The 26,996-nt window shown below is 55.0% G+C and carries 19 protein-coding genes and 1 pseudogene; 4 read left to right on the plus strand and 16 right to left on the minus strand.

The genetic code is table 11. From position 1 onward, the window contains the following. Positions 1–292 (minus strand): hypothetical protein (locus EQV93_RS19475; protein ID WP_240892237.1); only part of this gene is annotated, 292 nt, incomplete at its 3' end. A 115-nt stretch (positions 293–407) separates the two neighbouring features. Between EQV93_RS19475 and EQV93_RS19480 the strand changes: the two genes are divergently transcribed. Both EQV93_RS19480 and EQV93_RS19485 read left to right on the plus strand, forming a co-directional pair. Beyond that, complete coding sequence (locus tag EQV93_RS19480) at positions 408–761, plus strand: hypothetical protein (protein WP_146387186.1); 354 nt, start codon at positions 408–410, stop codon at positions 759–761. Between the two features lie 10 nt (positions 762–771). Beyond that, positions 772–3,135 (plus strand): DNA polymerase II, encoded by a 2,364-nt coding sequence (locus tag EQV93_RS19485; RefSeq protein WP_240892238.1) that lies wholly within the window; start codon positions 772–774, stop codon positions 3,133–3,135. Here EQV93_RS19485 and EQV93_RS19490 read toward each other — a convergent pair. The 3 genes from EQV93_RS19490 to EQV93_RS19500 all read right to left on the minus strand — a co-directional run bounded on the left by EQV93_RS19490 (position 3,132) and on the right by EQV93_RS19500 (position 6,677). Beyond that, positions 3,132–3,401, minus strand: coding sequence for a hypothetical protein (locus EQV93_RS19490; RefSeq protein WP_122783618.1), 270 nt, complete (start codon positions 3,399–3,401; stop codon positions 3,132–3,134). The two genes, EQV93_RS19485 and EQV93_RS19490, sit on opposite strands and share 4 nt — an antisense overlap. 166 nt (positions 3,402–3,567) lie before the next feature. Continuing rightward, positions 3,568–4,446, minus strand: coding sequence for a tetratricopeptide repeat protein (locus EQV93_RS19495; RefSeq protein WP_240892239.1), 879 nt, complete (start codon positions 4,444–4,446; stop codon positions 3,568–3,570). Next, on the minus strand, positions 4,446–6,677 hold the full coding sequence (locus EQV93_RS19500) for a hypothetical protein (protein ID WP_240892240.1): 2,232 nt from the start codon (positions 6,675–6,677) through the stop codon (positions 4,446–4,448). The genes EQV93_RS19495 and EQV93_RS19500 overlap by 1 nt, the downstream gene beginning before the upstream one ends. Positions 6,678–7,369: 692 nt before the next feature. On the opposite strand from EQV93_RS19500, the gene crcB (EQV93_RS19505) reads away from it, so the two are divergent. Together crcB (EQV93_RS19505) and crcB (EQV93_RS19510) are read left to right on the plus strand one after the other, a co-directional pair. Next, a complete protein-coding gene (crcB, locus tag EQV93_RS19505) occupies positions 7,370–7,750 on the plus strand; it encodes a fluoride efflux transporter CrcB (RefSeq protein ID WP_122784431.1) in 381 nt (126 codons plus the stop codon). 16 nt (positions 7,751–7,766) lie between these two features. Beyond that, a complete protein-coding gene (gene crcB / locus EQV93_RS19510; RefSeq protein ID WP_122784430.1) occupies positions 7,767–8,171 on the plus strand; it encodes a fluoride efflux transporter CrcB in 405 nt (134 codons plus the stop codon). Between the two features lie 60 nt (positions 8,172–8,231). Here the strand turns inward: crcB (EQV93_RS19510) and kch are convergent, their stop codons facing one another. The 12 genes and pseudogenes from kch to EQV93_RS19570 form a co-directional block, all read right to left on the minus strand. Beyond that, positions 8,232–9,407, minus strand: coding sequence for a voltage-gated potassium channel protein (gene kch / locus EQV93_RS19515; RefSeq protein WP_122784429.1), 1,176 nt, complete (start codon positions 9,405–9,407; stop codon positions 8,232–8,234). Positions 9,408–9,482: 75 nt separating this feature from the next. Continuing rightward, positions 9,483–10,544: a HoxN/HupN/NixA family nickel/cobalt transporter gene (locus EQV93_RS19520; RefSeq protein WP_122784428.1), complete on the minus strand. Its 1,062-nt coding sequence runs from the start codon at positions 10,542–10,544 to the stop codon at positions 9,483–9,485. Positions 10,545–10,572: 28 nt separating this feature from the next. After that, complete coding sequence (yut, locus tag EQV93_RS19525) at positions 10,573–11,565, minus strand: urea transporter (RefSeq protein ID WP_240892241.1); 993 nt, start codon at positions 11,563–11,565, stop codon at positions 10,573–10,575. A gap of 158 nt (positions 11,566–11,723) precedes the next feature. Further along, entirely contained in the window at positions 11,724–12,689 is a 966-nt protein-coding gene (locus EQV93_RS19530; RefSeq protein WP_240892242.1) for an urease accessory protein UreD, read from the minus strand. Further along, positions 12,686–13,333 (minus strand): urease accessory protein UreG, encoded by a 648-nt coding sequence (gene ureG / locus EQV93_RS19535; RefSeq protein ID WP_240892243.1) that lies wholly within the window; start codon positions 13,331–13,333, stop codon positions 12,686–12,688. Before ureG ends, EQV93_RS19530 begins: the two co-directional genes overlap by 4 nt. Positions 13,334–13,400: 67 nt before the next feature. Continuing rightward, positions 13,401–14,087, minus strand: a complete 687-nt coding sequence (locus EQV93_RS19540; RefSeq protein ID WP_122784424.1) for an urease accessory protein UreF — start codon at positions 14,085–14,087, stop codon at positions 13,401–13,403. A gap of 20 nt (positions 14,088–14,107) precedes the next feature. Beyond that, positions 14,108–14,812: an urease accessory protein UreE gene (gene ureE, locus EQV93_RS19545; RefSeq protein ID WP_122784423.1), complete on the minus strand. Its 705-nt coding sequence runs from the start codon at positions 14,810–14,812 to the stop codon at positions 14,108–14,110. 84 nt (positions 14,813–14,896) lie between these two features. Next, complete coding sequence (locus EQV93_RS19550) at positions 14,897–16,615, minus strand: urease subunit alpha (RefSeq protein WP_122784422.1); 1,719 nt, start codon at positions 16,613–16,615, stop codon at positions 14,897–14,899. A gap of 179 nt (positions 16,616–16,794) precedes the next feature. Beyond that, positions 16,795–17,214, minus strand: a pseudogene (locus tag EQV93_RS19555) (urease subunit beta); the annotation flags it as partial. A 51-nt stretch (positions 17,215–17,265) separates the two neighbouring features. Beyond that, positions 17,266–17,568, minus strand: a complete 303-nt coding sequence (locus tag EQV93_RS19560) for an urease subunit gamma (RefSeq protein WP_122784420.1) — start codon at positions 17,566–17,568, stop codon at positions 17,266–17,268. Between the two features lie 401 nt (positions 17,569–17,969). After that, complete coding sequence (locus EQV93_RS19565) at positions 17,970–19,070, minus strand: FUSC family protein (protein ID WP_122784419.1); 1,101 nt, start codon at positions 19,068–19,070, stop codon at positions 17,970–17,972. A gap of 42 nt (positions 19,071–19,112) precedes the next feature. Further along, complete coding sequence (locus tag EQV93_RS19570; protein ID WP_240892244.1) at positions 19,113–26,996, minus strand: hypothetical protein; 7,884 nt, start codon at positions 26,994–26,996, stop codon at positions 19,113–19,115.

A 26,996-nucleotide genomic window follows, 5' to 3' on the forward strand; every position in this document is an offset into this window, starting at 1 on the left:
GCATGAGCAAACATCCGTAGCCGCTGACGAGCAGCGCGAGGCTGCGTCCGGTCGCGAAGCGATCGTAGGCCGGGCACTGACGTTTTACCTGTTGTACTGGATTGAATGGTGTCACGACGGCTGCGCCATCGATCGCAGCCTTCGTTTCTCGACAGCGGCTACAAGATTTCGCGTAACGCATGAGCAAACTTTTGTAGCCGCTGACGAGCAGCGCGAGGCTGCGTCCGGTCGCGAAGCGATCGTAGGCCGGGCACTGACGTTTTACCTGTTGTATTGGATTGAATGGTTTCACGACGGCTGCGCCATCGATCGCAGCCTTCGTTCCTCGACAGCGGCTACAATCCGGGCGCACTCCGCCCACACTGGCAGCGTGCTATCGTGCTCACCTTTTTTCAGGGAGATTTTCAATGCGAATGCTGATTGGCGTGATGAGCGTGGCCTTGCTGGCCGGTTGCGTTTCACCGGCAATGGATGATGCACGTGCCAAGCCTGCAACGCGGGTCTTGGCGTCTGCCAAACCCACGCCACTGGTTGCGGAGTGCATCAAGTTTTCATGGCAGGATGAAAACGTCTTCGGCGTGGACGCCAGCGCCTACATCAACACTGAAAAATCCGGTCAGTTGACGGTCTACACCCGCAACGCCGAATCCTTCGCCGATCTGCTGCCACAGGGCACGGGCACGGCGGTCAGTTATTACGCCAAACAACCTGACGACAGTTCGGCCATGCGCCGTCTGGCGATGTTGGCCACATGCTTGTAATCGCTGTGCAATGGGCCTGAGACACGGCTTTGTACTGACCCGGCACTGGCGCGATACCCCGTCAGGCATCGAGGTTGAATTCTGGCTCGCCACCGATGCCGGGCCACAACGCGTGCGCCTGCCTTATCAGACCTGCAATGCGTTTATTCCGTTGGCGCAACGCGATCAGGCACACGCGCTGCTCAGCGAAGAGCGTGATATCGAGCTGCGTGAGCTGGCGCTGTGTGATTTTCAGTCCAGGCCCGTAGTCGGCGTGTATTGCCGTCAATACGCGCAATTGCTCGATATTGCCCAACGTCTGCGCCGCGCCGGCATCGATGTGTACGAAGCCGATGTGCGCCCTGCGGAGCGTTTCCTGATGGAGCGCTTTATCACCGCGCCTGTCAGTTTTGGTGCGGGCTCTGAGGCCGATGGCGTATTGCTCAACACCCGGATCAAACCGCATCCCGATTACCGGCCGCGTTTGAAACTGGTGTCACTGGACATCGAGACCAGCGCTCACGGCGACTTGTATTCCATTGCGCTGGAAGGCTGTGGTCAGCGTCAGGTGTACATGCTGGGCAAGGCACTTGATACCGACACAGCGGTCGACTTCGACCTTGAATTCTGCGCCACCCGTGGTGACTTGCTGCACAAGCTGAACCAGTGGATGGCCGAGCATGATCCTGACGCGATCATTGGCTGGAATGTGGTGCAGTTCGACATGCGCGTGTTGCACGAGCATGCACGGCGATTGGGCATCCCGCTGCTGCTGGGGCGCGGTCGCAGTGAAATGCAGTGGCGCGAACATGGCACGCGCAACAATCACTTCTTCGCCAGTGCGCCGGGCCGCCTGATTATCGACGGCATTGAATCCCTGCGTTCAGCAACCTGGTCGTTTCCCTCATTCAGTCTTGAAAACGTCGCGCAGACGCTGCTGGGCGAGGGCAAGGACATCAGCACGCCGTACCAGCGCATGGATGAAATCAACCGCATGTTCGTCGAGGACAAGCCCGCGCTGGCGCGTTACAACCTCAAGGATTGCGAGTTGGTGACGCGCATCTTCGAGAAAACCCTACTGCTGACTTTTTTGCTCGAACGCGCCTCGGTGACGGGGCTGGAGGTTGATCGCAGCGGCGGTTCGGTGGCGGCGTTTTACCATCTGTACATGCCGTTGATGCACCGTCAGGGGTTCGTCGCGCCGAACGTCGGCGCCAACCCGCCCCAGGCCAGCCCCGGTGGCTTTGTCATGGAGTCTGCGCCGGGCTTGTACGAGTCGGTGCTGGTGCTCGATTACAAGAGCCTGTATCCGTCGATCATTCGCACCTTTCTGATCGACCCGCTGGGGTTAGTCGAAGGGCTGCGTGAACCGGGCGACGAAACCTCTGTACCGGGCTTTCGAGGGGCGCGTTTTTCGCGCACCCGGCATTGTTTGCCGGCGATCATCGAGCGCGTTGCCAACGGCCGAGAAGTGGCCAAGCGGGAAAAAAATGCGCCGTTGTCGCAAGCCCTGAAAATCATCATGAATGCCTTTTACGGCGTCTTGGGTTCCAGCGGTTGCCGTTTTTTCGACACGCGGCTGGCGTCGTCCATCACTTTGCGCGGGCATGAAATCATGCTCAAGACCCGTGCCCTGATCGAAGCGCAGGGTTTCAGCGTGATCTACGGCGACACCGACTCCACCTTCGTCTGGCTGCGCAGTGAACACAGCGAAGCAGACGCTGCGCGTATCGGTCGCGAACTGGTGCAACACGTCAACCAGTGGTGGCAAGCCCACGTGCGTGACGAGTACGGATTGACCAGCGCGCTGGAGCTGCAGTTTGAAACCCACTACAGCCGCTTCTTGATGCCGACTATCCGAGGCGCCGAGGAGGGCAGTAAAAAGCGCTACGCAGGCTTGGTGGGGCACCCGGACGGGCAGCGCGAGATGGTCTACAAAGGCCTTGAAACCGTGCGCAGCGACTGGTCGCCGCTGGCCCAACAGTTTCAGCGGGCGTTGTACCTGCGCATCTTCAACCGCGAGCCGTATCAAGACTACGTGCGCGAGTTTGTGCGCGACACCTTGGCGGGCGTACACGACGACCTGCTGATCTATCGTAAACGCCTGCGTCGACCGCTCAGCGACTACGAGCGCAATGTGCCGCCCCACGTGCGGGCGGCGCGGTTGGCCGATGAATTCAACGACCAGCAACAGCGTCCGCGCCAGTACCAGAACGGGGGGTACATCAGCTACGTGATCACCCTGGCCGGGCCGCAGCCGCTGGAGAACCGTACCGCCGAAGTGGACTACGACCACTACCTGGCGCGCCAACTGCAACCGGTGGCGGATGCCATTCTGGTGTTCGTTGACGACGACTTCAGCGCCTTGGTGGGCGGCCAGATGGGATTGTTTTAATCCTGAGTAGCGGCCTTTGAGCGGGCGCGATCTTTGGCGGCCTTGGCTTCGGCGGCCAGGCACTCCATGCAAAACTGCTCGGCGTAGCTCATCAGGATTTCGGTGCTCTCACCTTTGATAATGCGCTCGCCGGCGAGGATATAGCGCATGCGTTTCTCGGTGACGCCGATGCGCTGGGCAATCCAGGCGGGGGTTTGGCCGATACGGTCGACCAGTTTGTTGGCGTATTCGGTGGAGTGGTTGTAGCGCTCAGCGTTGGGAAACATAGGGGTTCCATGGGGCGGGGAAATAAAGCCGGACGGCAGGTTACTCCTTTTTGTTGCAGTCGCCTGTTTTTAAACGGGTGGGCTGATAAGAGGCAGCCTGAAATCGGGTTGCTTGTAACGAGGGAGGTCATGATATTTCCAGTGCCTGGATGTATAAAAAGGGTGCTTATTGATCGGGCTTCCAGTCTGGCCTCTCTGCGTCATAACCTTGGGTTGGATGGGGCGGGAGCGGGTAGTCTTTCATTAAAGTGGGAAAGCGTAAGTCGGGGTCGGCGAAGAGTTTATTCATTAAGTCATTGTAGATTTCAGCGAGTTGATCATTAGGTTCGTACCACATCGCATTATGTCGAGCGCTAGTTTTCTCAAAGGTCGTCGTCATTTGAAGTGCGCTGTATTTATTTCCTTGTGAAAGTGCTATTTGGTAATGCTTTAATGCGAGTGGAAAGTTATGTCTAATTAGTTGGTGGTAGGTAGCAAGCTCATAATTGGCTTGGCCATATCCTTGGTCGGCAGCGCACTGCGTATACTGCAGTCCGAGTGCGTCTTTATTGCCTATATATATGTACTGCTTGCCGAGTTCTGTGAGGGCAGCAGGATTGCCCATTCTCGCGGCCTTGTCCAGAAATGTAAGACCATCTGTGGATGGATTTTTAACGCCAGCCCTATTCCCAATGATTGCCCCCATATTATAAAAACCTTGTGGGATATTAAGATCAATCATGCGCTGATACAGGTCGATGGCTTTTTGAGTGTTTTTTTCAACACTTCCGGGCCAACCTGTTCGATAGAGGGCGGCCAAGTTATGCATGGCTTTCCAGTGATCTCGCTCTACAGCTTTGCTATACAACTCAACGATGCGATCCCAAGGTCGTAAAGTGTCCGGCTTTGCCAGTAGTGCGGCTTCTCTGTACCAAGCGTCGGCTAAAGGGTCCAGTGAAGGTAAGTGATCTTTTTCATGGACGCACACAAAAGGTTTTGAATCAGCCATCACTTGAACTCCGCAAGTTAATAAAATAATCAGGGCGATATTATTTAATAATCGCATCAGTCCACCGTAAATGCAGGGCTGTAGGGTGTGGTTATGTCCCAGAAACGCTGTAGATGTGACTCAAGGGGGATGCCTTTTATCCTAGCTTTCCAGTTTTTATCCATCTGCTTGTTCCATAGTGAAAAATTTAGTTCACTTGTCGATTTAACCTCGCCCGAATGCATCCCCCACAACTTCTCCCGCAACGACTTCGCCAACACCGGATGTGGGTGCGCAATCCCCAATTCCGAGTCGCTGTGCATACTGCGGATGTTGATATTGGCGGAGCTGAGCAAGGTATAAACGTCATCCACCAACAGCAGTTTTGAATGCACGTAGATGTTTTTATATCGAGCTTTAGTTACTGGCGCGTTGAGCTGGGCTTCAGTCTCGGCCGACATGGGCAGAGGCGGTGCACTTCCCGGAGCCGGGTCGCTGGTGGCGAGGGTCGCAATGATGATTTTCAGGCCGGGGATTTCCCTGAGTTCGTAGGGCTTTTTGTCCGCATCCGTTTTGGCGGCCAGTTCGGCGATCTGTTCCGGGGTCAGGCCGTCCAGTCGTTCACCTACTTCAGGTGTAATGCCCTGCTCAAGCAAGGCGTCGACCTTGGCTTGCAGTTTCTGGATTTTCTCCTGGTGGGCAGGGAGCTGGTAGGGCTGGAAAGGCGGAGTGTTTTTCAGGTGTTCGAGGTCTTCCAGATGCTCCGTCAGGCCTTGAGCCAGATCCCGTTGAACTTGAGGCATGAGCTGTTCCTGACCCAGCGCCTGGAGCATTTCGTAGGTGGTGCCCGAGGCGGTTTTTGAGTCGGGTGTGTTGGTGACCACGAACAGGTAGACATCACCCTTTGCGCCCCGGTTTTTGCGGGTTTTGGCGATGGTGCTCAAGCGCTTGGCAAAGTCGCTGTAACGGAAATACTGGTTTTCCATGTACACGTAGTCGCGGGCGTTGCCAATGGCCTTGATGTAGTGCTCAAGAATGGATTTTTCGCCGTACTGCGGCTGGGTGCGGCACACCTGCGCCACGCTGTGGGCGGTGGTGGTGACTACGTCGGGGATGGGCAGGGCGTCGCGTTCTTTTCGCAGCGATGTATCGGCAAACCAGCGCGTGTACCACGGGTTTTCGAGGTCCCAGGCTTGTGCGAAGTTGTGGCTCAGGTCGACCAGTACCGGGCCGGTGACTTTCATCGAGATGTCTTGCCAAGGGCCGAAGCCCTTGTTTCGGCGCGCCTTGAGGTCGTCAAACAGGTGGGCGTCGGTGTCCCAGTAGTTACGGTGCAGGTTATGGCCCATCACAAAGCCGATGGCCTGCGGGGTGCCGTAGTCCACCAGCACCATTTTTTGATGATGGCTGGCGAACTGGGTCAATAACACCATCTGGCCGATGCTCAGGTCGCTGATGCCTTCGGCATTGAGCAGGTCGCGCAGGATGGCGAAGCGGCCCCGCACGATGCTGCTTTGCTCTTCATTCATGACGGTTTCGGTGGTGCTGTCGAAGTCGCGGGTGCGGAACTCGACGTTGTTCATGCGCGAGCTATTGACGTTCTTGAACCAGTCTCGTGTGTAGATCTGCCCCCAGGGGTCGTGTTGGGTGCCGCCGGAACCGGAGATTTTGTTGTAACCCTGTGCGCTCTCCTGTTCTTCAGCCAGGCGGTTTATTTCGGCGTTTTCGTCTTGCCATTCTTTTAGGCGCAGGGCGGCTTTTGCCACGAAAACCGGGTCGTAGCTGGGGGATTTGTTTTGGCGCAGGTACTCAGCCAGCAGCAGGTCTTGACCGAGCAAGCCGATTTTTTGCAGATTTTGGGTGCGGCGTTTATCCAGGCGAAACACTTCGTTGTCGGCGGCGGTTCCGTTCATGATTCCCGAGCCCAAGGCGGTGCCGCCTGAGCCGCCCAGACCGATGCCGGGCAAGGTTTTTTCAACGAAATCGGCTAGCACATTACGCCAGACCAGCACTCGCACAGTGAGGCCTTGCTTGCCTTTGGCCGCCAGTAAGTCACCCACTCGCAAGCCGACGGGGCGCTTGAGGCGCATGGCCGGGTCAAAGCCCCAGGTGATGATGTCGACACTGTGTCGGGCGTTCTCGATGGCGTCATGAACTGCGCCAAAGGCAGCTTGGCCATTGACCAGTGGCTCGGTGAGCACTCCGGCGCGGGGCGGGTAATAGGAGGTGTTGGCGAACCAGTCCATCGTCAGGTTGATAGGTTGGTTGGGATCGAATTTGAAAGATTCGGGGGAGTAGGGATAGCTCATGTACCCGGCTCCTCGTTGGCGAAGGGCTGTGCAGGCGGTTGTTCGAGCGGGGATGTAGCTTTCGGGATGAATGGAAGCCGGGACAGTGAGCGAGGCATAGAGATTCCTTGCGCGAGGGAGGTCTGAATCGGGTCAGATCTCAGTAGGTCGCGAAGGTAACAACCACAGATGCACGCTGGATGTAGGACACCTCTGGTGATTCAAAGGCCAAGAGCGGGAATTGCGTAGGATTAATCGAGTATTGGATGGGGTTATTGAGTGATTGGCGATGGATTTATGACGTCAGCGCCATCGATCGCAGCCTTCGTTCCTCGACAGCGGCTACAAGAGCAAGAGCGTAAGGGCGCTTTTGATTTGGCTTTTGATCTTGATCTGCCGCCCCTTCGGGAGGCCGAGCTCGCCTAGGCTGGCTCGGCACCACCATGACAGCACCTGCGTTCAGCCATCCTGTGATGGGCCTGAGTGTCGTCCCCACTGTTTCAGTGGCGGCAGTGAGAGAGTTAAAAACTCAAAATTAAAAGCTGGTTTTCCCTCACTTGAATTCGGGAATTTCGTACGTGTTTGCCCCGAGTAAACGAGCGCTGCGCACTCCGACGTCGCCTGCGGCAACTGCTACGGGTAGTGAGCGCTCGTAGGTGCTGATTATCAACTAGAGTTCCCTACACTCATCCACAGACACGAGAGGGATTTTCATGACTGCACTGGACGTTTTTTGGGTCGGATTGGGAGGCGGCCTCGGCTCGCTGTTGCGCTGGTGGATCGGCCTGCGCGTCGGGCAGTTTTATAAGGGGCCATTTCCGCTGGGGACGTTTTTGATCAACGTCAGCGGTGCCTTTGTCATCGGCTATTTGAGCATTCTGTTCACGGTCGATTGGCGGGACCGCTACGGCGACTTCATGAACGCCGCCGTGCTCACCGGCATCCTCGGCGGCTACACCACGTTTAGCAGCATGCAACTGGATGCCGCCAAACTGGCCAAGGCCAAAGACCGAGCATGGGCCGCCGGTTATTTGATTATCTCGGTGCTGGTCGGTCTGGCCGCCGCCGCATTCGGCGCCTGGCTGGCGCGCTGACTCTGGAGTTATCGTTATGTTGAATCTGATCATTCTGATCTTCGTAGGCGGCGCGTTTGGCGCCATGTGCCGAGAGTTTGTGATGCTGTCAGTGCCGCGTCTGGCCGATGGCTTTCCTATGGATATTTTTGTCGCCAATATCGTCGCGGCCTTTTTGCTGGGTGTCGCCACTTCGCTGTTCAAGAGCAATCGCATCAATCAGTACGTGCACGTGATGGTCGGTACCGGGATCATGGGCGGCTTGTCGACGTTCTCAAGCTTTGTGTTCGGCGCCGTTGAAATGATGAAAGATCCAGGCAGTGTGTTTGTTTCAATCTGCTATCTGGTCATCAGCCTGTTGATCGGGTTTGCCGCGGTCGAACTGGGCCTTCTGGCGGGGGCCAAGGTGTCGCCTTTACCCGACGCCGATGCTTCGCACTGAGGTAACAGGCACAAAAAAACCCTCGACAGTCGAGGGTTTTTTTATGTCGCCGCGAAGGCTTTAGGCGAGTGAGGTGCGCTTGCCAAAGAACATTTCGGTGATCAGGTCGTTGTTGATTTGATCGCCGTGCAAGGTCCGCACCAGCAGTTCGCTGCCCAGCAGCGGCAACGACAGCACCATGGTCGGGTTGACGCGTTTGACCTTGGGCATGTTGCGGGTTTCGTTGACCAGGGCAATCACTTGGGTATCGTCGCCAGCCACTTCTTTGGCCGCCAGAATGGTGAAGACGTTTTCGGCATCGCTGTCACCCAAGGTCACGATGTATTTGGCATCCGCCGCACCGGCCAGTTTGAGGGTGGAGGCTGCGGATGGGTCGCCCTCGATAAGGTCGGCGTGCTCCGGCAGGTCATGCTGGCTGCCGGTGGCTGCTACGACGGTGACGTGCTCACCGCGATCAGTCAGGCCTTTGTAGACGTTTTGGGCCAGTGAACCAACGCCGACGAGGATGTAGTGATTTTTACGGGCCATGTGGGTAATCCTGCCTTTTACGATTCGTTGGATGTTGTTGCTGATCAGCGGGCCGGCGATGGAAGCCACCGAGATCGCGAAGATGGTGATGCCCAGAATGATCACGGTAAGGGTGAAGAAGCGGGCATCGGTGGTGTGCGGCACGATATCGCCGAAGCCTACTGTCGACATCACTACAATGGCGAAGTAGAACGCTGAGGGCAGGTCCGTCACCTCAGGCGCGAACTGGTCGCCAAGGTACAGGGTGCCAAGCGTGCTGTAGACGATCAGGGAGGCGATGCTGACGATCGCAAAAAAGCTGCCTGTCGCCAGGCTGTAGTGGTCGAATCTGCGCCAAAACCAGCCCAGTACGGCAATGGTGAAGATCGAGAAAAAAGTCACGCCATCGGGCTTTTTCAGAATGAAAATATCCACGCACACGGTGGCAATCAGCAGCAGCAGGGCGAAGAACCAAGCGATCCGCGATTTGATTAAAAGCCCAAGCGACATCAGCAGCAGCACGAAGCCCACCACGAAACCCGGGATCTCAAGCAAGGCCAGAAAGCTGAGCGCTTCTTTCCAGGTACTGAAATTACCCCCTGCGGCATTGGAGTGGGCTACGCCACGCTGCAATACGGGCAGGAAGAGTAGGAAGCCATTGAGTGCCACCAGAAAGGCGACCCCGTAGGCAAACGAAAATCGTGCTTTTACGTCCTGTATTAAAGTCATAATTCCTACGACGCGTCTGTGAAGGGGTGAGGGGAGTGTAGGTCAGCTTTATTGGCCTGCCACTGGCAGGTCAGCTCACGCGGCATTGGCGGGCAACCGGTCGTAGCCGCGCAGATAGTAATTGGCCGCTGACACCAGCCAGCACAGCACAAACAGGGCGATGATCCAGTAACCGATTTCACCGAAGTTTTCGGTGATGGCATTGATCGGTGTCCAGACGCCGCCGGTGAGTTGCAGTTTGTCTGCGATCAGTCCCAGCGCTTCGATACCGCCAATGAACAACGCGACGACTACCGAGGCGGCGGTGATGGTGATGTTGTAGTAGAGCTTGCGGATCGGTTTGGAGAACGCCCAGCCGTAAGCGCCGATCATGACAAAGTTGTCCAGTGAGTCGATCAACGCCATGCCCACGGCGAACAGCACCGGGAACACCATGATCGACCACAGGCTGATGCCGTGTGAGGCGCTGGTGGCGCTGATGCCCAGCAAACCGATTTCGGTGGCGGTGTCAAAACCCAGGCCGAACAGAAAGCCGACCGGGTACATGTGCCAGCTCTTGTTCACCAGGTTGAACAGTCGGCCAAAGATGCGCGCCATCAGGCCACCTTTGTTGGCCGTCAGCATGTCCAGTTCTTCCGGGGCCAGAGTCTGCCCCGCTTTGACCTGTTTGAACTTCTTGTAGACCGAGATCAGGATCACCAGGTTGAGCAAGCCAAACAGCAGCAGGAACACGGACGAAACCAGCGTGCCGATCAGGCCGCCGGTTTCGTGGAACCACTCCATGTCATCCTTGAACGCCATGGCCGTGGCAGCAATCGCAAAGGAAGCCAGCACCACGATGGTGGAATGCCCCAGCGAAAACCAGGTGCCCACGGCAATCGGCTTTTTACCCTGTTGCATGAGCTTGCGGGTCACGTTGTCGATGGCCGCGATATGGTCGGCATCCACGGCATGGCGCAAGCCAAAGCTGTAGGCCAGCAGGGCGGTGCCCATCAGTACCGGGTTGCTGCCGAACTCGATAAAGGCCCAGGCCCAGGCGAGCACGTTGGCGGCTACCAGGCCGATCAACAAGTAAATCGCCCGGCGTGTAGTGCTGGTGGGCTCGAAGGGGGCGGATAACTGAGCGATGGCTGTCATGACGTGATTCCTGCAAATGTCGCAAATGTTATTGGCGGTGGGCTGGCATCACGTCTTTGTTCGGCACCAGGAACAGCCAGGAGGCGAGCACAAAGGGCATGGTCAGGGTCGGAATGCCAGCAGGGGTCAACACGGTATTCATGGCGCCTTGCACAAAGACAGTGAAAATCACGCCGACGACCGTATAAATCAGCACGCGCCAACTCGGCGTGTTGAAAGTCGAGCCCAGGGCGATGGCGGTGAGCACGGCGCTGAAGGCGTACATGCCGTTGTTGACACTGGCTTGGTCGGCGCCCAATACCATCGCCGTGAGTACTGCCAGTAGGGTGCCGCATATGGCGAACACAGCGGCCCACAGCGATTCCACAGCCAAGCCGATCAGAAACAGCACGCTGGCGATCACGCTGCTGATCAGAAAGACCTCAGAGATGCCAAACAGGGTGCTGTGCAAAAACTGCGAGGCTGTATATGCCAGCTCGGTGTCCTGTACCAGCGGATGAGCCAGGGCCGGTGTTGGCAGTGCGCTGCCATCCAGACCGGTGAAGGCATAGCTGGCCAGCAGCATGGCCCAGGTCACCAGCACAAAGGGGGCGGTGAGGGCGGCGACTTTCCAGGTTTTGAGGATGTCGGCAATGCAGATCATGACGATAACCGAAACGATGCTGCCTAAAATGATGCACAGCCACAGCATCGGCGTGGGGGCCAGAAATGTCGGCAACGCAGCGCCGACCAGACAGCCGTTGTAGCCGTAAAGACCGGACTTCCAGGAGGCGCGGTCCTTGAGGTGCATACCGAACAAGGTGGCGACGATGGTGCCCAGTAAGCAGCCGAAGGCCATCGCCGGGTTGCCTTCGCCAAAGCCGCCCACAAAGATCGCGGCAAAGAAAAACAGGCCCGTCAGCGGGTTGTTCTGGAACATGACCTGGGCACACCCGCGCAACGTCACATCGATAAACTCAATGACGGGGTTTTGATTAGCCAGTTGGGACCACTTTGAGGTTGAGGCTGAAGCAGCGTCCATGGTGATTTCCTCTTGAGTTGACGTAACCCTGCGCCGTGTAGGGCATAGCTGCGGTATTGAATGCTTCTGCACCGTGACTTCTGCGTAGAGGGTTTACTCGAGGACTGCGCCCTCGCTCGCAGCCTCGTAAAACCCGTCAGCGACTACGTCGATGTTATCTAACGCCACAAAAACTGCGGCTGTAACGTGCGTCCAAGAATTTCTTCGCGAGCCACTTTCCAGAACTCGCGGATTTGCGCTTTGACTTCGCCGCTGTCATTGCCCAGTACTTTGAAAATCAGCCCGCACTGGTTCGGCAAGCGAGTGACGCCGCTGGCCAGTCCGGCTTGCATGTCGAACAGCGCCGGAATGCGTTCGACAATGCGGTCGTGATGTTCTTGGGGGGTGAGCAGCACCACGTTGCCGAACACGTCAAAGGTTTGCATCACGCCAATGGCATCCAGGCTTTCATGCTTGGGTTCCAGTACGTATTTCTCGACAAACAGTTCCTTGCCTTCAAGGTTTTCGGCTCTGACCCGCGAGGAATACACGTCAAAGCCAAAGCGCTCGTCGACATGGTGATACTTGCGCCCCGACATCAGCACTTCGCAGTAAATCGCCGTCGCAGTGGGGTGGATCTTGATCTGCGTGTCAGTGATAAACCGTGAATCGCGGTGCGGGATCAGTGGGTCAGGCATAAATTCCAGATAGCCGTTTTCCTCAACCCGAAAGTGCTGGATCTGCGACGCATAGTTGGCATTCATCGAATGCACTTTGGTCGCTGACTGGGTGGTGACATGCCCGCAGGCGCCGGGCCCCACGTTAACGTCGGTGGCCAGACGGTCGCCTTGCAGGATGCAGCCCGAGGTGGAAATCATGGTGACGCAGGGCAGCTCGGGCATTTCCTCGTCCCAATACAGGGCACGTTGTACCAGCGACGGCACGCGTCGCTCCATGTCGGTCAGTTCGCTGCGATGGCCACGTTTTTCGAAACCAAGACGCAAATAACCACTTTTACCGACCGCGCCACTTTCCATTTGCGGCGGTTCTTTCTGATAGTTGGCAAGCTCTGGCGCATCATTCCCCAAGGCGTGAGCGCGAATCCGTGAAGGCGTGTTCACGATGTTCTGGCTCTGCGCATTCATGCAGGGACCTCGCTCTTGGCCGCCGGTTTTTGCGCGAACAGGAACATGTGCTCAATCATGTCCACCAGTTCCTCGATGCCTTGACCGGTTTTGCAGTTGGTGAGGATGTAAGGGCGGGTGCCGCGCACCACTTTGGTGTCGCTTTCCATCACGTCCAGGCTGGCTCCGACGTAAGGGGCGAGGTCGATTTTGTTGATCACCAGAATGTCGGCCTGCACCAGCCCCGGACCATTTTTGCGCGGGATTTTCTCGCCTTCGGCGACATCGATCACGTAGACGTAAAAGTCGGCCAGCGCCGGGCTGAAGGTCAGCGTCAGGTTATCGCCGCCGCTTTCAATCATGATCAGATCGCTGTCAGGGAACTTCTCTTCCATTTCCTCGACCGCCGCAATATTCATGCTCGGGTCTTCACGCACGGCAGTGTGCGGGCAGGCACCTGTTTCTACACCGAGAATCTTGTCTTCGTCGAGAATGCCTTTGAGGGTACGTTTGACCTGTTTGGCGTCTTCGGTGGTAACGATGTCGTTAGTGATGATCAGTGGCTTGTAGCCACGCTTGATCAGAATCGGTGTGATCACTTCGATGATCGCGGTTTTGCCTGAACCGACCGGGCCGCCAATACCAATACGGGTAATCTTTTTCACAGGACGTTCCTTAACAAAAATAGAAGCTGATTAAGCGTCGACACGGGTCAACGCGGGTCATCGGGTGTCAGTTCATAAACAGTCGTACGTGGGCTTTGACGTGAACGGCGGCGAGTACATCGACGATCGGCACGTAGGAAGACATCTGTTCGATGTCACCGATTTCGGCAATGTCGCAGAATGATTCAATGTCGTGATTGAGCTCAAAGAGGATGTGTTGGGTGTCCAGGTGAGTGACCCGCATCAGGCGCATGGCGGCACTGAGAATGGTCATGGCTACACCGTACTGATGCATGACCGCGACTTCGCGGGCGCCAATGCCTTGAGTCGCCATCACCACTGCCTGCGTCACGGGATAGGTGCCCGCCGCATTGCCTGCCTTGATTTGCTCCAGCCACCAGCGCACCAGCGGGGTCTCGACCACATGGATCGACATTTCCGCCAGTTTTTTGCCCATGCGCGTGGCCATCACGCGGCTTTCTTCGTTGAGCTTTCGATTATTCACGGCCCAGTCGGCCCGTAAAATTCCCTCGCGGTCACCGGCTACGGCAGCTCGGTGCGCGGCGACGACGGCCATGCCATCGCAACTGGCGGCCTGTTTCAGAGCGGTCAGTACAAAGCCTTTGAGTGTTGCCACGTCGTGCACGATGCCGGTTTGAACTGCGGATTCAACACCGTTGGAAAACGAGAACGCCCCCACCGGCAATACCGAGTCGCCGAACTGCATGATACGGATGAGATCTGCTGCCTTCATGGTCGCGCCTTATGCCGGAGTCAGTGCTTATGGTCGTGATGCGTGTGGCCGTGGTCGTGACCATGTTCGTGGTCGTGATCGTGACCATGGCTGTGACTAATGCCGTCACCGTGGCTGTGCAGGCCCTTGATTTTCAAGGCAGCAGCGTCAAGTTTGTCTTGCGGGCTGGCCACGTGGACGTGGGTGTCGGTCTCTTCGGCACCGCCAAACAGCAGGCGCGCTTCGGAGGTGGTGAGCAGAGGCAGGATTTGCGCGCCGCCGATAAAGGCGTAGGGCAAATGCTCGAAACCGTGTGTGCGCATCACCGAGTCCATCATTTTGGTTTCAACGGTCAGCGGGATGTACACCTCGTTGTTCTTGGTGACGGCTTTCCAGTGTTGATTGCCCAGGGCGTGACCCAGTTCGAAGCAGGTCTTGATCAACACGTCCACAGGCTGTTGTTTGAGTTCTTTGAGGTCAATGACCATCACGTCCCGCAGGTTCAGTTGCACGACCACCGCGGTGCGGGTGGCGTCGTCCCAGAGCAGCACGTCGCCGTCGGACAGCACGACGTTGCGTTCCAGTGAAATGCCGAGGTCACGGCCACCTTGACTGGTACGCCGGCAACGGCTTTTTTGCGCTTCACGCTGGTCCAGCACCAGTACATCGACGGTTGCACCTTCAAGCTTGTGTTGCCAGGCCGGGTCTTTCTTGACGTTACCCAGAATGTGTTCAATCAAAATCACGTTGCAAACTCCTTCCTTGATTATGTGCCAGGACCGCCCTACGCAGCAGGTGCATTCCTGCTGTGTAGAGCTCCCGTTCAGGCGTTAGCCAAAGAAATAACGCTGGTTCATCGTAGCGACGTCGATAGGTTTGCACGTGGCGTGCACGCCATCGACTTTCACTTCGAAGGTCTCTGGGTTGACTTCGATTTTCGGCGTCTGGTCATTACGCACCAGGTCCTTTTTGGAGATGGTGCGGCAGTTGCGAATGGCCATGACCTGACGATCCAGCCCGGCTTTTTCCTTGACGTCGTCATCCATCGCGGCCTGAGACACAAAGGTCACGCAGGTGTCTTGCAAGGTTTTGCCAAACGCACCAAACATCGGACGGTAGAACACAGGTTGCGGGGTCGGCAGAGAGGCGTTCGGATCACCCATGGCGGCCCAGTTAATCATCCCGCCCTTGATCACCAGTTTCGGCTTGGCGCCGAAGAAACGTGGGTCCCACAGCACCAGGTCAGCCATCTTGCCGACTTCGACCGAGCCCAGCACGTGGCTGATGCCTTGGGCGATCGCCGGGTTGAGGGTGATTTTGGCCACGTAACGCAGCACTCGGAAGTTGTCGTTGTCACCACTGTCTTCCGGCAGTTTGCCGCGCGAGACTTTCATCGCGTGGGCGGTCTGGATCACCCGCAGCCAGTTCTCACCGACCCGGCCCATCGCCTGGGAGTCACTGGAAAACATGGAAATCACGCCCATGTCTTGCAGCACGTTTTCGGCGGCGATGGTTTCCGGGCGCACCCGGCTTTCGGCAAATGACACGTCAGCCGGTACGTTAGGGTTGAGGTTGTGACAGACCATGATCATGTCGAACAGCTCAGCCTGGCTGTTGACACCGTAGGGCAGGGTCGGGTTGGTGGAGCTGGGCAGGACGTTGGGCTGGCTCGCCACTTTGATGATGTCAGGGGCGTGACCGCCACCGGCGCCTTCAGTGTGGAAGGTGTGAATGGTGCGACCTTCGAACGCGTCGATGGTGTCTTCGACATAGCCACATTCGTTCAAGCTGTCGGTGTGAACCGACACTTGAACGTCAAACTCATCGGCAGTACGCAGCGAATGACGCAGTGCGTTGGAGGTTGCGCCCCAGTCCTCGTGAACCTTGAGACCGGCAACACCGGCAATGATTTGTTCGGCCAGCGGGTCGCGGCTGAACGAGTTGCCTTTGCCCAGAATCCCGACGTTGATCGGCAAACCTTCAATCGAACGCAGCATTTGGCGGATGTTGTATGGGCCTGCCGTCACGGTGGTGCCGTTGGAGCCGTCCGTAGGGCCGATACCGCCACCGAAGAAGGTGGTTACGCCGTTGGACAGTGCGTGGTAGGCCTGTTGCGGTGAGATCAAGTGAATATGGGTGTCGATCCCGGCAGCGGTGAGGATCAAGTGCTCACCAGAAATGGCGTCGGTGCTCACGCCGACCACCATCCCGGTGGTGACGCCGCTCATGGTGCCGGGGTTGCCGCTTTTTCCGATGCCGGCAATTTTGCCATCGCGAATGCCCACGTCCGCTTTGATGACACCCAGAATCGGGTCGATGATGGTCACGTTGGTGATCACCAGATCGAGCACGCCGTTATCGCGGGTCAGGTGGTTGTTGGCGCCCATGCCGTCGCGCAGGGACTTGCCGCCGCCATAGACAGATTCCTCGCCATAACCGCGCAAGTCTTTTTCGATTTGGACAAACAGGTTGGTGTCGCCCAGGCGAATTTTGTCGCCCACGGTCGGCCCAAATAATCCTGCGTATTCTTTGCGTGAAATAGTTGGCATTGGTGGCTCCTTTTCTAATGCCGCGCGAGCGTCAATGAATCAACGGCGCGTGTGCAAAGTCTGCGAATGGGTTACTTGCCTGGCGGTGTGTTGAATTTGAAACCACCGGCTATGGCACGTTGGATTGCTTGCAGTTTTTCCGGGCGCTCTTTGCCGCTGACGCTGCTTTGTGGTGCCCAGCCGTCCACCAGATTGTTGAAGCCGTAAAGCGTCTGCTTACCGCCGAAGGCCACCAGTGACACTTCAATCTCGTCACCCGGCTCAAAACGGATGGCGGTGGTGGCCGTGATGTTCAGGCGCTTGCCAAAGGCCGCTTCGCGATCGAAGGCCAAGGCGCGGTTGGCTTCGAAAAAGTGGAAGTGCGAGCCGACCTGAATCGGACGGTCACCGGTATTGCGCACTTTGACTTTGATCGAGGGGCGGTCTTCGTTGAAGGTGATCGGCGCGCTGGCGTAGATGGTGCCACCCAGGGGCACGTTGGCTTCGTCACCGGACTGGACACCGCCGGGGTTTTTGGCATGGGGGATGTGGTGGGCCGGGTGAGTGTCCTGATGCGGGCTAGCGTTTTTTTCGGGTGCAGCGGTTTTTTTGGTGCTCATGACTGATTCCTCAAAACGGTGCTGTTTGCGTTAATCGGTTCCAATGCAGCGCTATTTGATCGGGTCATGGACCGTGACCAGGCGGCTGCCATCGGTGAAAATCGCTTCGACCTGAACGTTGGGCACCAGATCCCATACGCCGTCCATCACGTCGTTCTTGGTCAGCACCTTGCTGGCTTCATTCATTACATCTTCAACTGACTTGCCGTCCCGCGCGCCTTCCAGTGCGGTCACGGTGATAATTGAAACTGCCTCTGGATAGTTCAACTTCAAGCCGCGAGCCTTTCGTTTGAACGCCACGTCCGACAAGGTGTAAATCATCAGTTTGTCGATTTCTCTCGGGGTGAGCTGCATAAGCCCTCCTAATTACAGTGCGGTGAACATTAAAGAGCTGAAGCGCCGGATTTGGCCGGACTGCGCGCCTGCGAAAGCCTGCGCATGTGGATCACATGCACAGGGTTTGGATCGGGGTATGTCGCTTTATTGATAGGTTTCAAGGTCATGATGCTCAACCGTATAAATCCATTAAGACGGGCGCGATCAGAGACTAGACGATAATTTTCAGCTGGCCAGAAACTGGCCAGCAAAGAAAAATTTTGGGTTGACTTTTGCGTTGGGGGTTTTGAAATTTAAAAGTGATTAAAAACAATAAGTTAGGGTATTTCTTGGTCATTGCTTCGCGTGCGTGTGCGACTTTTTTAATGAAAAATTTATGTTTTTAGTGCGATATGTCATCTAAATGCGTAAGAAAAATCTTATTTATCAGTGGGCTGCTGGTTGTTTTTGAACAAATGGTGGTGCCCTTTCTGGTAAAGCGCGGCGTGCAGTTGATCGTTCAGCTCGGTTAATTGACGGAGCATTTCCAGGGCAAGCCAAATGTAGGCATAGAAAGGCGGCTCGTAGACTTTGTCCTTGAGGCTTTCGAATACCAAGGTATGTAGATCCTGCGATTTTTGACGTAACTCGCTGCTGATCTGGTTGTCTGAAATGCCCATCACCAACTTGTTTTGCAGCGATACCAGTGCTTGCGGGATAAGACGGTGCAGGTCGTTGAGTGCCTGTTCACTTTCAATCAGCTTATGGTTTTCACTGGAGGACCAGTAGGCGTCAATCATCAGGGACATGGTCGCCAGCAGGTTGCGGTGCAAGGTTTGCAATGATTCGAACACCGAGGGTTTCAGGTTGGTTTCGTTGCTGGCCGGGGTGATGTAATTGCGCAACTTGAGCACGGCGTCAAGTTCGTTTTTGAGCTGGTCATCCAACGCCGGTCGCTCCAGGACTCGGGGCGAAAAATAGCCCTCGTACAAGTCATGGATCTTGTCGAGGCTTTGGCTGAACTTGATGCGCAAATCGGTGTAGGCCCGTTGCGGATAGATACTGGTATAGAGCATGGCCAGCAATGAACCTGCCAATACATACACGCTGCGGGTGATCGCTGAATCCATGTCATTGGGCGGGGCGCAACTGACCACCGCCAGGGTTGCGCCGATCAGCAGAGCCATATAGGGGTGCTTGCCGAGGGTCAGGTAGCCGGCGATAAACATCATGACGCCGCACCACAACAGCATCAGCGGATAGGAATGAATTTCCAGATACAACGCGACCAACCCGGACAACGCCCCGAGCACGGTGCCGCCGGTGCGTTGCAGCGCCCGTGAAAAGACGTTGCCCCAATAGGGTTGCGGCCCCATGACGATCAGCATGGTGATCAACGCGTAGGACGCGCCATCGAGCTTGAAAAAACGAATGGCCAGAAAGGTAACCAGAAACGCCAGGCTGATACGGGTGGCATGAATCCAGCGGTAGTGCTCACACACCAGTTGTTCGAGTTTTGAAATCTTTTTCCCCAGATGCATACCGACCTCAAACACGAAAGTAGTTTGGGGAGGGAGCGTAGTTCAGGTGCGAGGAATCTGCGTGGTAGAGGGGGCAGTCCGGTTATTTTCAAGGTGCTCTTCGAGCTTGTTTGATGCCGTTTCAGTCAGGGTCAGCACCATCATCATGCGTTCAGCGAACTCATCGGCGTTGTCGGGTAGCGGGTAGGCAACGATGACCTTGAGCTCTGTGATCAAGGCACTGCGGGCACTGGCGTCGAGTGAATCGCTACCGGTCAAATAGTCAGGCTGTGACTCCAGGAAATCAGCTGTATCGAAACCCGAGGTATGCATCACCAGATCACTGGCGTTATTGAGCAACTCTTCAAAGGGATCCAGGGGTGCCAGGTTAGACGTGGGGACGGTAGTTGTCGTTGGCGCATTGTTATCCGGATTATTAATGCTGCGACTGACGCGTGAAGTTATTGGGGTGAGAAAAAGCTTCTTAAGGCTTAACCAAAAGGCCGTGCGGTCATGGCTCTTCATGTCATTTCTGGCGATATTCAGAGCACGGTTAGCAGCTTCCAGTTTTTGAGCGCCTGTTTGCGTAGCAAGGGGGATTGGCGGCGTGAAGGTAATGGGAGCTTTGCCCCGTTGTGTGCCAACAGACAGGGGTATTCTTGTATTGAACCGTTGGGGGTACGCCACCACAGTCTTGTCCAAAATTACAGACAAGGACTTCCCTGTGGAGGTGTTCCCCTTCGCGCCCCAGCAGCTCTCAAGCTCGACCCTACTCAGGGCCTTCATACCGCCATGAGTTGACATGATGCCGCGGATGATATCGGCCAATTCGGAGGCATCCAGATAATTGACGATCGATATTTGGCCATGTGCCCTGATGGTCAAAACGCCAGAATTGAACGTGATGAATGAATCACGTCCCAGCAGCGCACGTGAGCGCAGACCTTGGAGGTTAATGGTGCCAACCTTGAGCACCTGGTTGCCGATTTTACCTCCCTGCATCAAAGCGCCCAGCTCATCGGCGTTGACAATGCCTCTTCCATCTGGGAACCAGGGGCTGAGCTGATCCAACTGTGAGCCGGCGAATTTGTTATTGCCCAGACTGACTAACATGTTTCGGGCTGAAAAGTCGGTAGGGGCGATCAGAAGGATTTGACCCTTTGACAGACTTTTGAGCTGCGCGACAGTATCAATGGCTCGTAAGTTGTGGACTACCTGCGTCACATTAAAACTGAAGGCGCTATCACCGTGCTTCAGTAGAATGTTAGAAAACTCCTTGAAAGCTTGAATTTGCTCGGCTGCCAATTCGCCAGATTGTTGGAAAATATCGGCTATATAATCCGCGCTGTTGCTACCGACCTGACTGTTTTTTGCCAGTTTTTTGGCTGCTTCTTCAAACGTCGGGACAGACGCGAGGGTTGAGTTTTTTGGGTACCCAACTTTTATTTGCAGGGGCTGCTCGCCGACGACGCTGCCAGCCTTCGTAAAGCCGTTAGGGGTGAAAGAGCCTAATTGCTCGGCAGTGAGAATACGTTTGCCGGGGCCTAATGCGGGGTCCAGCACCATGTTATTAAGGCCGGCAAAACGGCCATTGCCGAGGGCAGGCATCGAATGGACAGGGTGAAGTTGTTTTAGAGGAGAACTGGGATCAACTCGCATGAATACAAGAACTTCACCTTGCTTGACGTGCAACAATTGATCGAAGCTTGTGAGCGTACGTACATTCGTGAATAAGTGGTCCACGCTTCCTGTGTTCCTCTGGTACTTATAGTTAGCTGCCATTTTCAAGCCGTTGGCAAACTCATCGGCGTGCACTTTAGTCAGAATATTGCCGTTTTGAAGAATATCACTGACGTAGTCCCAATAGGCAGTATTGGGTGCTTTGGCAAGTATGTTAGCTCTGACAGCATCCCGTATGGCATTTTGCGGCCCTATTTTTTTGATAGGCATCGCTATGTTAGCGCTGGCTGTCTTTATCTGTTTCGGCCCCTTCAGTGCATTGAATGCAGAGATTGCGTTATTAGAAATTGACTTGGCTATCTGGTGGGCCGGTATTTTCGACAACAACTTCAACGTGTGGCCGGGCAGAATATCAAACGCTACGTTGAGAGCGGCGCTGTAGAACAGGTCATTGAACTCTTCCTCGGTGTCGGCTGCGGCCAGTTCAGCAAAAGGCAAAATGACAAGACCTGAAGCAATCAGGTAGGCCAGTGGGCCGCTGATGGGGATTGTCAAAACGGCGAGAAAAGGCGCGATTATATTGTTAAAAAAGTGGAACAGGTTATGAACAAAGAGCTCGGCATTGGATTTCAAGTAAGCATCTGCATCTTTTTTCATGCCGTCCAGATAGTCGTGCAAGATCGACGAGGCAATCATTGAGCTATTCTCACTGCTGGGATATCTCGGTTCTTTCAAGGTAAGGGTGTTGCGGATGCTATTTCTCGTTCTTTCAGAATCCGGTCGGTGCTCATTCAGCCAGTTGTAGAGTCTCTTGCCTTCGGGGCTTACATCTTCGGGAGAAAGATGCAAATGACCGCCGTGGAATTCCTCTACGGGGAGTAATATCGTATTGAAATGTTGCAGGTTTGGAGCTTTGAACTCTGTTTTATTGAATACGGAGTGCAACTCGACACCCTGAGCGGTTGTCAGTATATAGACCCCGGGAATGGGGGTGCCATCCAGATTTAGGGTAGAGCCACCTTCGACACCGGCCTTTGTCATTTTTTCAGTAACAAGAGGCCTAAACACGTCTTTCCATCGGCGCATAAAGCGTATATCGGAATCCACATCTCGTATCTTTCGGTGTACCTCCTCTTGCCAGTCTAATGTTTCCAACTCTCTGATCACCTCAATAGGGAACCGGGAGGATGCCGTAAAGGTATAACTCATGTAACCCGGTAACTGTTTGAGCTTCCTTTTATGTGCTTTAGCCATAATTTTTGCTATCGAGAAACGTAGGACTTTTTCCTTCGGTCTCTGGCTCGCGTCGGGATTGTAAAATCCCTGAGGCACGGGCTGAAATTTAACCTCTAAGGTTTCGTTGAGTCGCTGGCGTAAGTGCTTAGCCCCGGCCGGAGCCTTTTCACGGATAACACGGTCTAGACCTTCCTGGAGATAGGCCATGGTACTGGGAATGATCAGTGATTCACGAGCTTTTGCATCTCTCTGGAGGCTAGGTATCAGCACTCTATAGACTGTGCATTTGTCGATTAAGGTGTGCAAAAGTGGATCATTTTGCGAGAGCCCGCCAGGCCAGATAACGGTGGCGGGTGGAGCCATATCTTCATTCTGTCGGCAGAGTAATTGCGCAAACGTCATCGTGAATCGGGTGTCAGGGTTGTTGTCTTTCAACTGCCTCACTATCAATGGTGATTGGGGCTTGAGATTCTTCAGTTGGGGGTGGTATTTGATCGGTAAGGCGAGCTCCGGATCTGTCCACAAAGTTTCAACGAAGGCCAGCATAATTAAATCTGTTGAAGTTTGAGATTTTTGCAGTCGTAAGTGTTCGCTCGGAAGTCGATAAAGAACTCTCAAGACGCTGTGCAAGTTAGCAAGGGAGTTGTTTGTTATATTGATCATGGTATCAGAGGTTGCAGGCGTGTTGATGGTGTTGTTATTTAAGTCTAACTGGTCTTTGGTGTAGCGTATGGCATGAGCAAGCACTGACTCTTCCGTAAAGCCTATTGGCGTGCCACGGGTCGGTGATACCAAAGCTTTAAAACTGTTCTGAATGATCAGGTGGGTATGAAAAAGAGCATCATCGATTGTGTAAGGAAGAATGGTGCGAATGTGTTGCTGCCGATCTTCACCCTGTGCAATGAGTGTGTCACCTGAAAAATAGGTCGTTAAAAAAGGCTCAGACATTAGCGTTTCTATCAGGGCGGCTGAATACTGTGGAAGCCACTGATACGTATAAGATGAGTTATAGGGCAGCTGATGAACGTTGTCTCTTTTCTCGATCAAGTATTGGTCAAGGCTTTGAAGGGTAATAAATCTAAAGCGTCCTTGGCTATCCGTTAGGCCCACTCTCACGGCGTCAGTCATTTTCGGTATGACCTCGCTACCCCCTTGACTTGCCTCGATACCCGCTTTAATTAAAGCTCTTTCTTTGGTCCATTGACCCGGTATATAAAGGCTTATGCCCGTTTTAATCAGAGGGGTGACTTCTGAGTCATTGTAACGTTCATCGAGATTGAATGAGCCCGTCGCGCCGGCTTCCTTAATGTGCTCAGTCACGGCGCCAGACACTAAAGCGATCAAATGTGCTATACCAAAATTACTTTCCTGGTGGAGTGTATATTCATAGCTATATACAGTGTCGGGATCGAAGTTGTTCCATAGGCGCAATTCATTTGAGTGTGCGTAGAAGGCTCGCATTTCATTCAGTAAAGAATAGGCTTTGATTTCTCGTGACAGAAAGTCCCGGCCGGGAATGTCCATGTTGAGTGTTGCAAGGTTTTGTCTAAGTGCCACCAGTTTAGATTTGATCTGGGCGAGCCGTCTTGTAAGTACCTTGTGATTAATTTCGCTCTTGTTGTCTTGGCTAATCTCTAGCTCAATATTGAGACTTCTAACACCCCAGCGCATCAGAGTGAGTATTTCGTCTGAGCGTGACTGGAAGTCCTCCGTCTTGCTGGATACAGGTTTAGGCGTGACGCCGATTTTTAATCCATCAATGACGCTTTGTAAATCGGAGACGGAAACTCTACGAATACTTCTGCGCACCCGCACCGATCCGGTTTCGTCCCCGCTCATTAAGCTATCTTCGAAAACCCCTTGCTCTTCAACATCATCGGTCAGGTTTACGGCAGACGCTTGCGTCTCGCCCTGATCCTTATAAATTTGCTGATCAAGCCAGCCCGAAAGTTCTTCGACGTAATGGTCAATATCAACCATCAGTCTTTCCTGATGACCTGTTTCCAAATCGTCTTGGGTTTGTTCTTCAAGCGCCTGGAGTGTGGTAATCAGGGTGGTAATGTCTATCGCTGAGGGGTTCACGGCGTTGTACACGCCTTTAATAAGTAGCCCTGACGACACAACAAATCCGAGCACCGAAAGTGCCAAGGCAGCTTTAGCCGGGTCATGTTTGGAAGGAAGGCGAGCAGTCGTCCCTTTGTAAACGGTGTTGAATGGTTGGCTGGCATCCTCTTCTGCGTCTGAGTCCAGGAGCCTTTGGCTTCGGTTCTGCATCGGCATGCCATTCGCCGGCGAGTAGGCTTGAGTACCTGATTTCCCCCAATGCTTCCAGGCCCAGGCCCCAGCTAGGACTGAGATCGCCAGACCCGCGGTCCCGCCGACCAATTCCATTTTTGTCTGTGTGCTCCACTCATCGATCTTCCCTCTGGGCACTCTTTTTATCGGTTGGTCGACGGGGGCCGCGCTGGCCGTCGGGAATTTTAAAGGGTCCTGCACACCTTCTGCGATCGTATGCAGCGCATGGCTAATGCCTCCTACTGCATAGGCTTCTATCGAGTCATATAGGCGTGCCAGTGCGGCGCTGTCGGTTTGCGACAGGTACGCTGCCATGTGCAGTGTTTGCTCTTCTACAGGCATGCCGTCTGGCAAGGTTGTGTAGTGTTGATGCGCCCGTATCAGGGCTGGCAATGCGGGTAGCGTATTGAGCAACGGCTGCAGGTAGTGCGGCAGCGGCATGTCGCGATTGAGCATTTTGACCAATTCGTCGAGCTCAGCTTCCAGCTTTTCGGGTTGCGACCAGGTGCTGTAGATACGCTGCGCTTGCTGGGCATGGCTCAACACAGTCGACGCCGTACTGTCGTGGGTGACCAGCCAGGCCAGCACTGTGCTGTATTCGTTTATGGCCTCATACGCGGAGTTTTTCAGAATCCATATAAGCCGCTCTCTGGTACTGAGTTGCGAAGGCATCGTCATGTAAAAACGCAATGTCGTCAGCGACAGGCCAATGGCCGTTTTGTTGCCACCTGACGCCCAGCTGGCCGCGTTGATCAGCAGTTCGGGATGGCTTTTCAGGGCCTCAATCAGCGGCGGACTGAGCACGGCATATAACTGCTGGGCTTTGCTTTGCCAGGGAGCGTTGTCCATCAGCATTGCGCGCAATTCATCGGTGTTGCGCATCATCGTGTTCACGCTGTGTAGATGCGTGAAGACGTAGTCATACCCCTCGGGGGCAAACTGCTGCAGCGTGGCTTGGCCTGCGGGGCTGGCCAGAAGGTTTATGGTCCATTGCAGTTGTGCGGTATAGGAGTCATCACTGGGAAACGTTGTGGTCTGACGAATGAAGTCAAACGGTTTGACCAACTGTTGGGCCAGTGATTGGGGCAAAAAACTGTTTAGAAACGGTGTCGCCTGCTCCGAGACCACTAAGTGTGCGCCCCAGATCAGTTGCGCCATTTGCGATTCATTGTGCGGGTATTGCTCCAACAGCGGCGCCAATTTCAACCCATGCAGCAGGGGCATTAGCCAGTTTGCCAAGCGTTCATGCAGCACAGCGGGCAGCATGTGTTCGAGCAGGCTCAGATCCACACGTTCAAGCAGCGTTAGCGACCACTTGAGTGCAGCAGGCCCCCCTTCAACACCTGCAAACGCGGCGCACTGCTGGTGCAAGAGCACGGCTTGATTGCTCCAGCGGCTGAGCGTGTCAAACAACTCAACGTCCATTACCGCCTTGGCGATTAACTCGAATTTGGGCTGCTCCAGTGCGCGTGCCAACCAGCGGCACAGATCGGATATTTTTCCGTTTGCGGGTACATCCCCCACCGCGCAGCGCAAGCTGTCGGTGTTGCCCAAAGCTTCTATAAACCGGTACACCAGGGCTTTGAGCGGGGCAGGCAACACTTCAAGAACATTTGAATCGCTCAGCCATTTGAAGGGGGCAAGGCCTGACGTGTCTGCGGGGAAACGGTTGGGGCTTGCGAACGCTTTTGCCATGTTGTGCAGCGAAGTAAAGAAAGGGGCCAGGTAACTGCTTAAATGCTCGGTAATCAGCGGGCCTAACTGTTTACTGTCGAGTGTTTCGAGTAGCCATGCGCCATGGCTTAGCGTCGAGGCATCGGGCTGCGCGGCCTGACGCAAACGCAGCAGATTGGCCAGAATCCCCAGCTCATAAAAAATCCCGGCAATGCCTTGGTAATGCTCGGTGAGCAGATGTTTGAGCAATGGGCTTTGGCTTGCCCAGTTCATGACCTGTTCAAACGATATATCCGGGGTCATGAGTGGCGCTGTTTCAGTGAGCAACTGGAGCGATTTTTCAATAATGTCGCGCCCTCCGCTAAGGGTGCTCCAGGTCTTGAGCAGCGAATTATCGAGCAGGGTTTCCAGCAGATTCCTGAGATGCCGATGCCCTGAAACGGCTTTTTCCAGTACAGAATCGCTGCTGGCAAGTGTCCCCAGCGATTGGGTTATTGCCACGCACAGTTGAAGAGCATCTTTTAAATGGTGGCCAGCTTCAAAGAAGGACTCATCTGGCAGTTCATTCACTGCGTTAAGTAATCGTGCCAGACGCAGGGGTAAATCTGCCTCGGACTCATAAAAGTCCTGGCTGGCCTGTAGCAGGGTCGGCAGATGCTCCGGCGTGAACCCTTCGTAGACGGTGCCACGCAGCATTTCGCCTACCGCCTGAGCAAGGAAGCGTTGATACACCTGGGTGCTGATGCGTTGAACGGTTGTGAGCAGTACCTTTTTGCCGATCAGATTCTGATTTGCTGAATCGACGGCGTTTGCAACAGTCGGTAGGTCGCTGGCTGGCACAACGTTTTGCGGCGTGGGGCTAACGAGCAAAGCTTCGCTATCGTGTTGCTGTGAGGGCAGGTGGGGGCTAGTCAGATTGAACAGATGATAGAGGGGAATCGCCCCTGCTGAGGGTCCGTTATCGGTTTCAGGGTGGCAGGGCTCGATGAGCAATGGCGGGCTGGTAACTGGCCTGTCAGATGATTCAGTCGAGTCGCGGGTGTGTTCGGAACATTTGGTCAT

The sequence above is a fragment of the Pseudomonas sp. TMW22091 genome (assembly GCF_022496705.1).
In the GTDB taxonomy this organism is placed as follows: Bacteria; Pseudomonadota; Gammaproteobacteria; order Pseudomonadales; family Pseudomonadaceae; genus Aquipseudomonas; species Aquipseudomonas saxonica.

Coding starts and splice junctions, on each gene's coding strand:
- EQV93_RS19480 (WP_146387186.1), top strand. CDS start 408: ATGCGAATGCTGATTGGCGTGATGAGCGTGGCCTTGCTGGCCGGTTGC.
- EQV93_RS19485 (WP_240892238.1), top strand. CDS start 772: ATGGGCCTGAGACACGGCTTTGTACTGACCCGGCACTGGCGCGATACC.
- EQV93_RS19490 (WP_122783618.1), bottom strand. CDS start 3,401: ATGTTTCCCAACGCTGAGCGCTACAACCACTCCACCGAATACGCCAAC.
- EQV93_RS19495 (WP_240892239.1), bottom strand. CDS start 4,446: ATGCGATTATTAAATAATATCGCCCTGATTATTTTATTAACTTGCGGA.
- EQV93_RS19500 (WP_240892240.1), bottom strand. CDS start 6,677: ATGAGCTATCCCTACTCCCCCGAATCTTTCAAATTCGATCCCAACCAA.
- crcB (WP_122784431.1), top strand. CDS start 7,370: ATGACTGCACTGGACGTTTTTTGGGTCGGATTGGGAGGCGGCCTCGGC.
- crcB (WP_122784430.1), top strand. CDS start 7,767: ATGTTGAATCTGATCATTCTGATCTTCGTAGGCGGCGCGTTTGGCGCC.
- kch (WP_122784429.1), bottom strand. CDS start 9,407: ATGACTTTAATACAGGACGTAAAAGCACGATTTTCGTTTGCCTACGGG.
- EQV93_RS19520 (WP_122784428.1), bottom strand. CDS start 10,544: ATGACAGCCATCGCTCAGTTATCCGCCCCCTTCGAGCCCACCAGCACT.
- yut (WP_240892241.1), bottom strand. CDS start 11,565: ATGGACGCTGCTTCAGCCTCAACCTCAAAGTGGTCCCAACTGGCTAAT.
- EQV93_RS19530 (WP_240892242.1), bottom strand. CDS start 12,689: ATGAATGCGCAGAGCCAGAACATCGTGAACACGCCTTCACGGATTCGC.
- EQV93_RS19540 (WP_122784424.1), bottom strand. CDS start 14,087: ATGAAGGCAGCAGATCTCATCCGTATCATGCAGTTCGGCGACTCGGTA.
- EQV93_RS19550 (WP_122784422.1), bottom strand. CDS start 16,615: ATGCCAACTATTTCACGCAAAGAATACGCAGGATTATTTGGGCCGACC.
- EQV93_RS19560 (WP_122784420.1), bottom strand. CDS start 17,568: ATGCAGCTCACCCCGAGAGAAATCGACAAACTGATGATTTACACCTTG.
- EQV93_RS19565 (WP_122784419.1), bottom strand. CDS start 19,070: ATGCATCTGGGGAAAAAGATTTCAAAACTCGAACAACTGGTGTGTGAG.
- EQV93_RS19570 (WP_240892244.1), bottom strand. CDS start 26,996: ATGACCAAATGTTCCGAACACACCCGCGACTCGACTGAATCATCTGAC.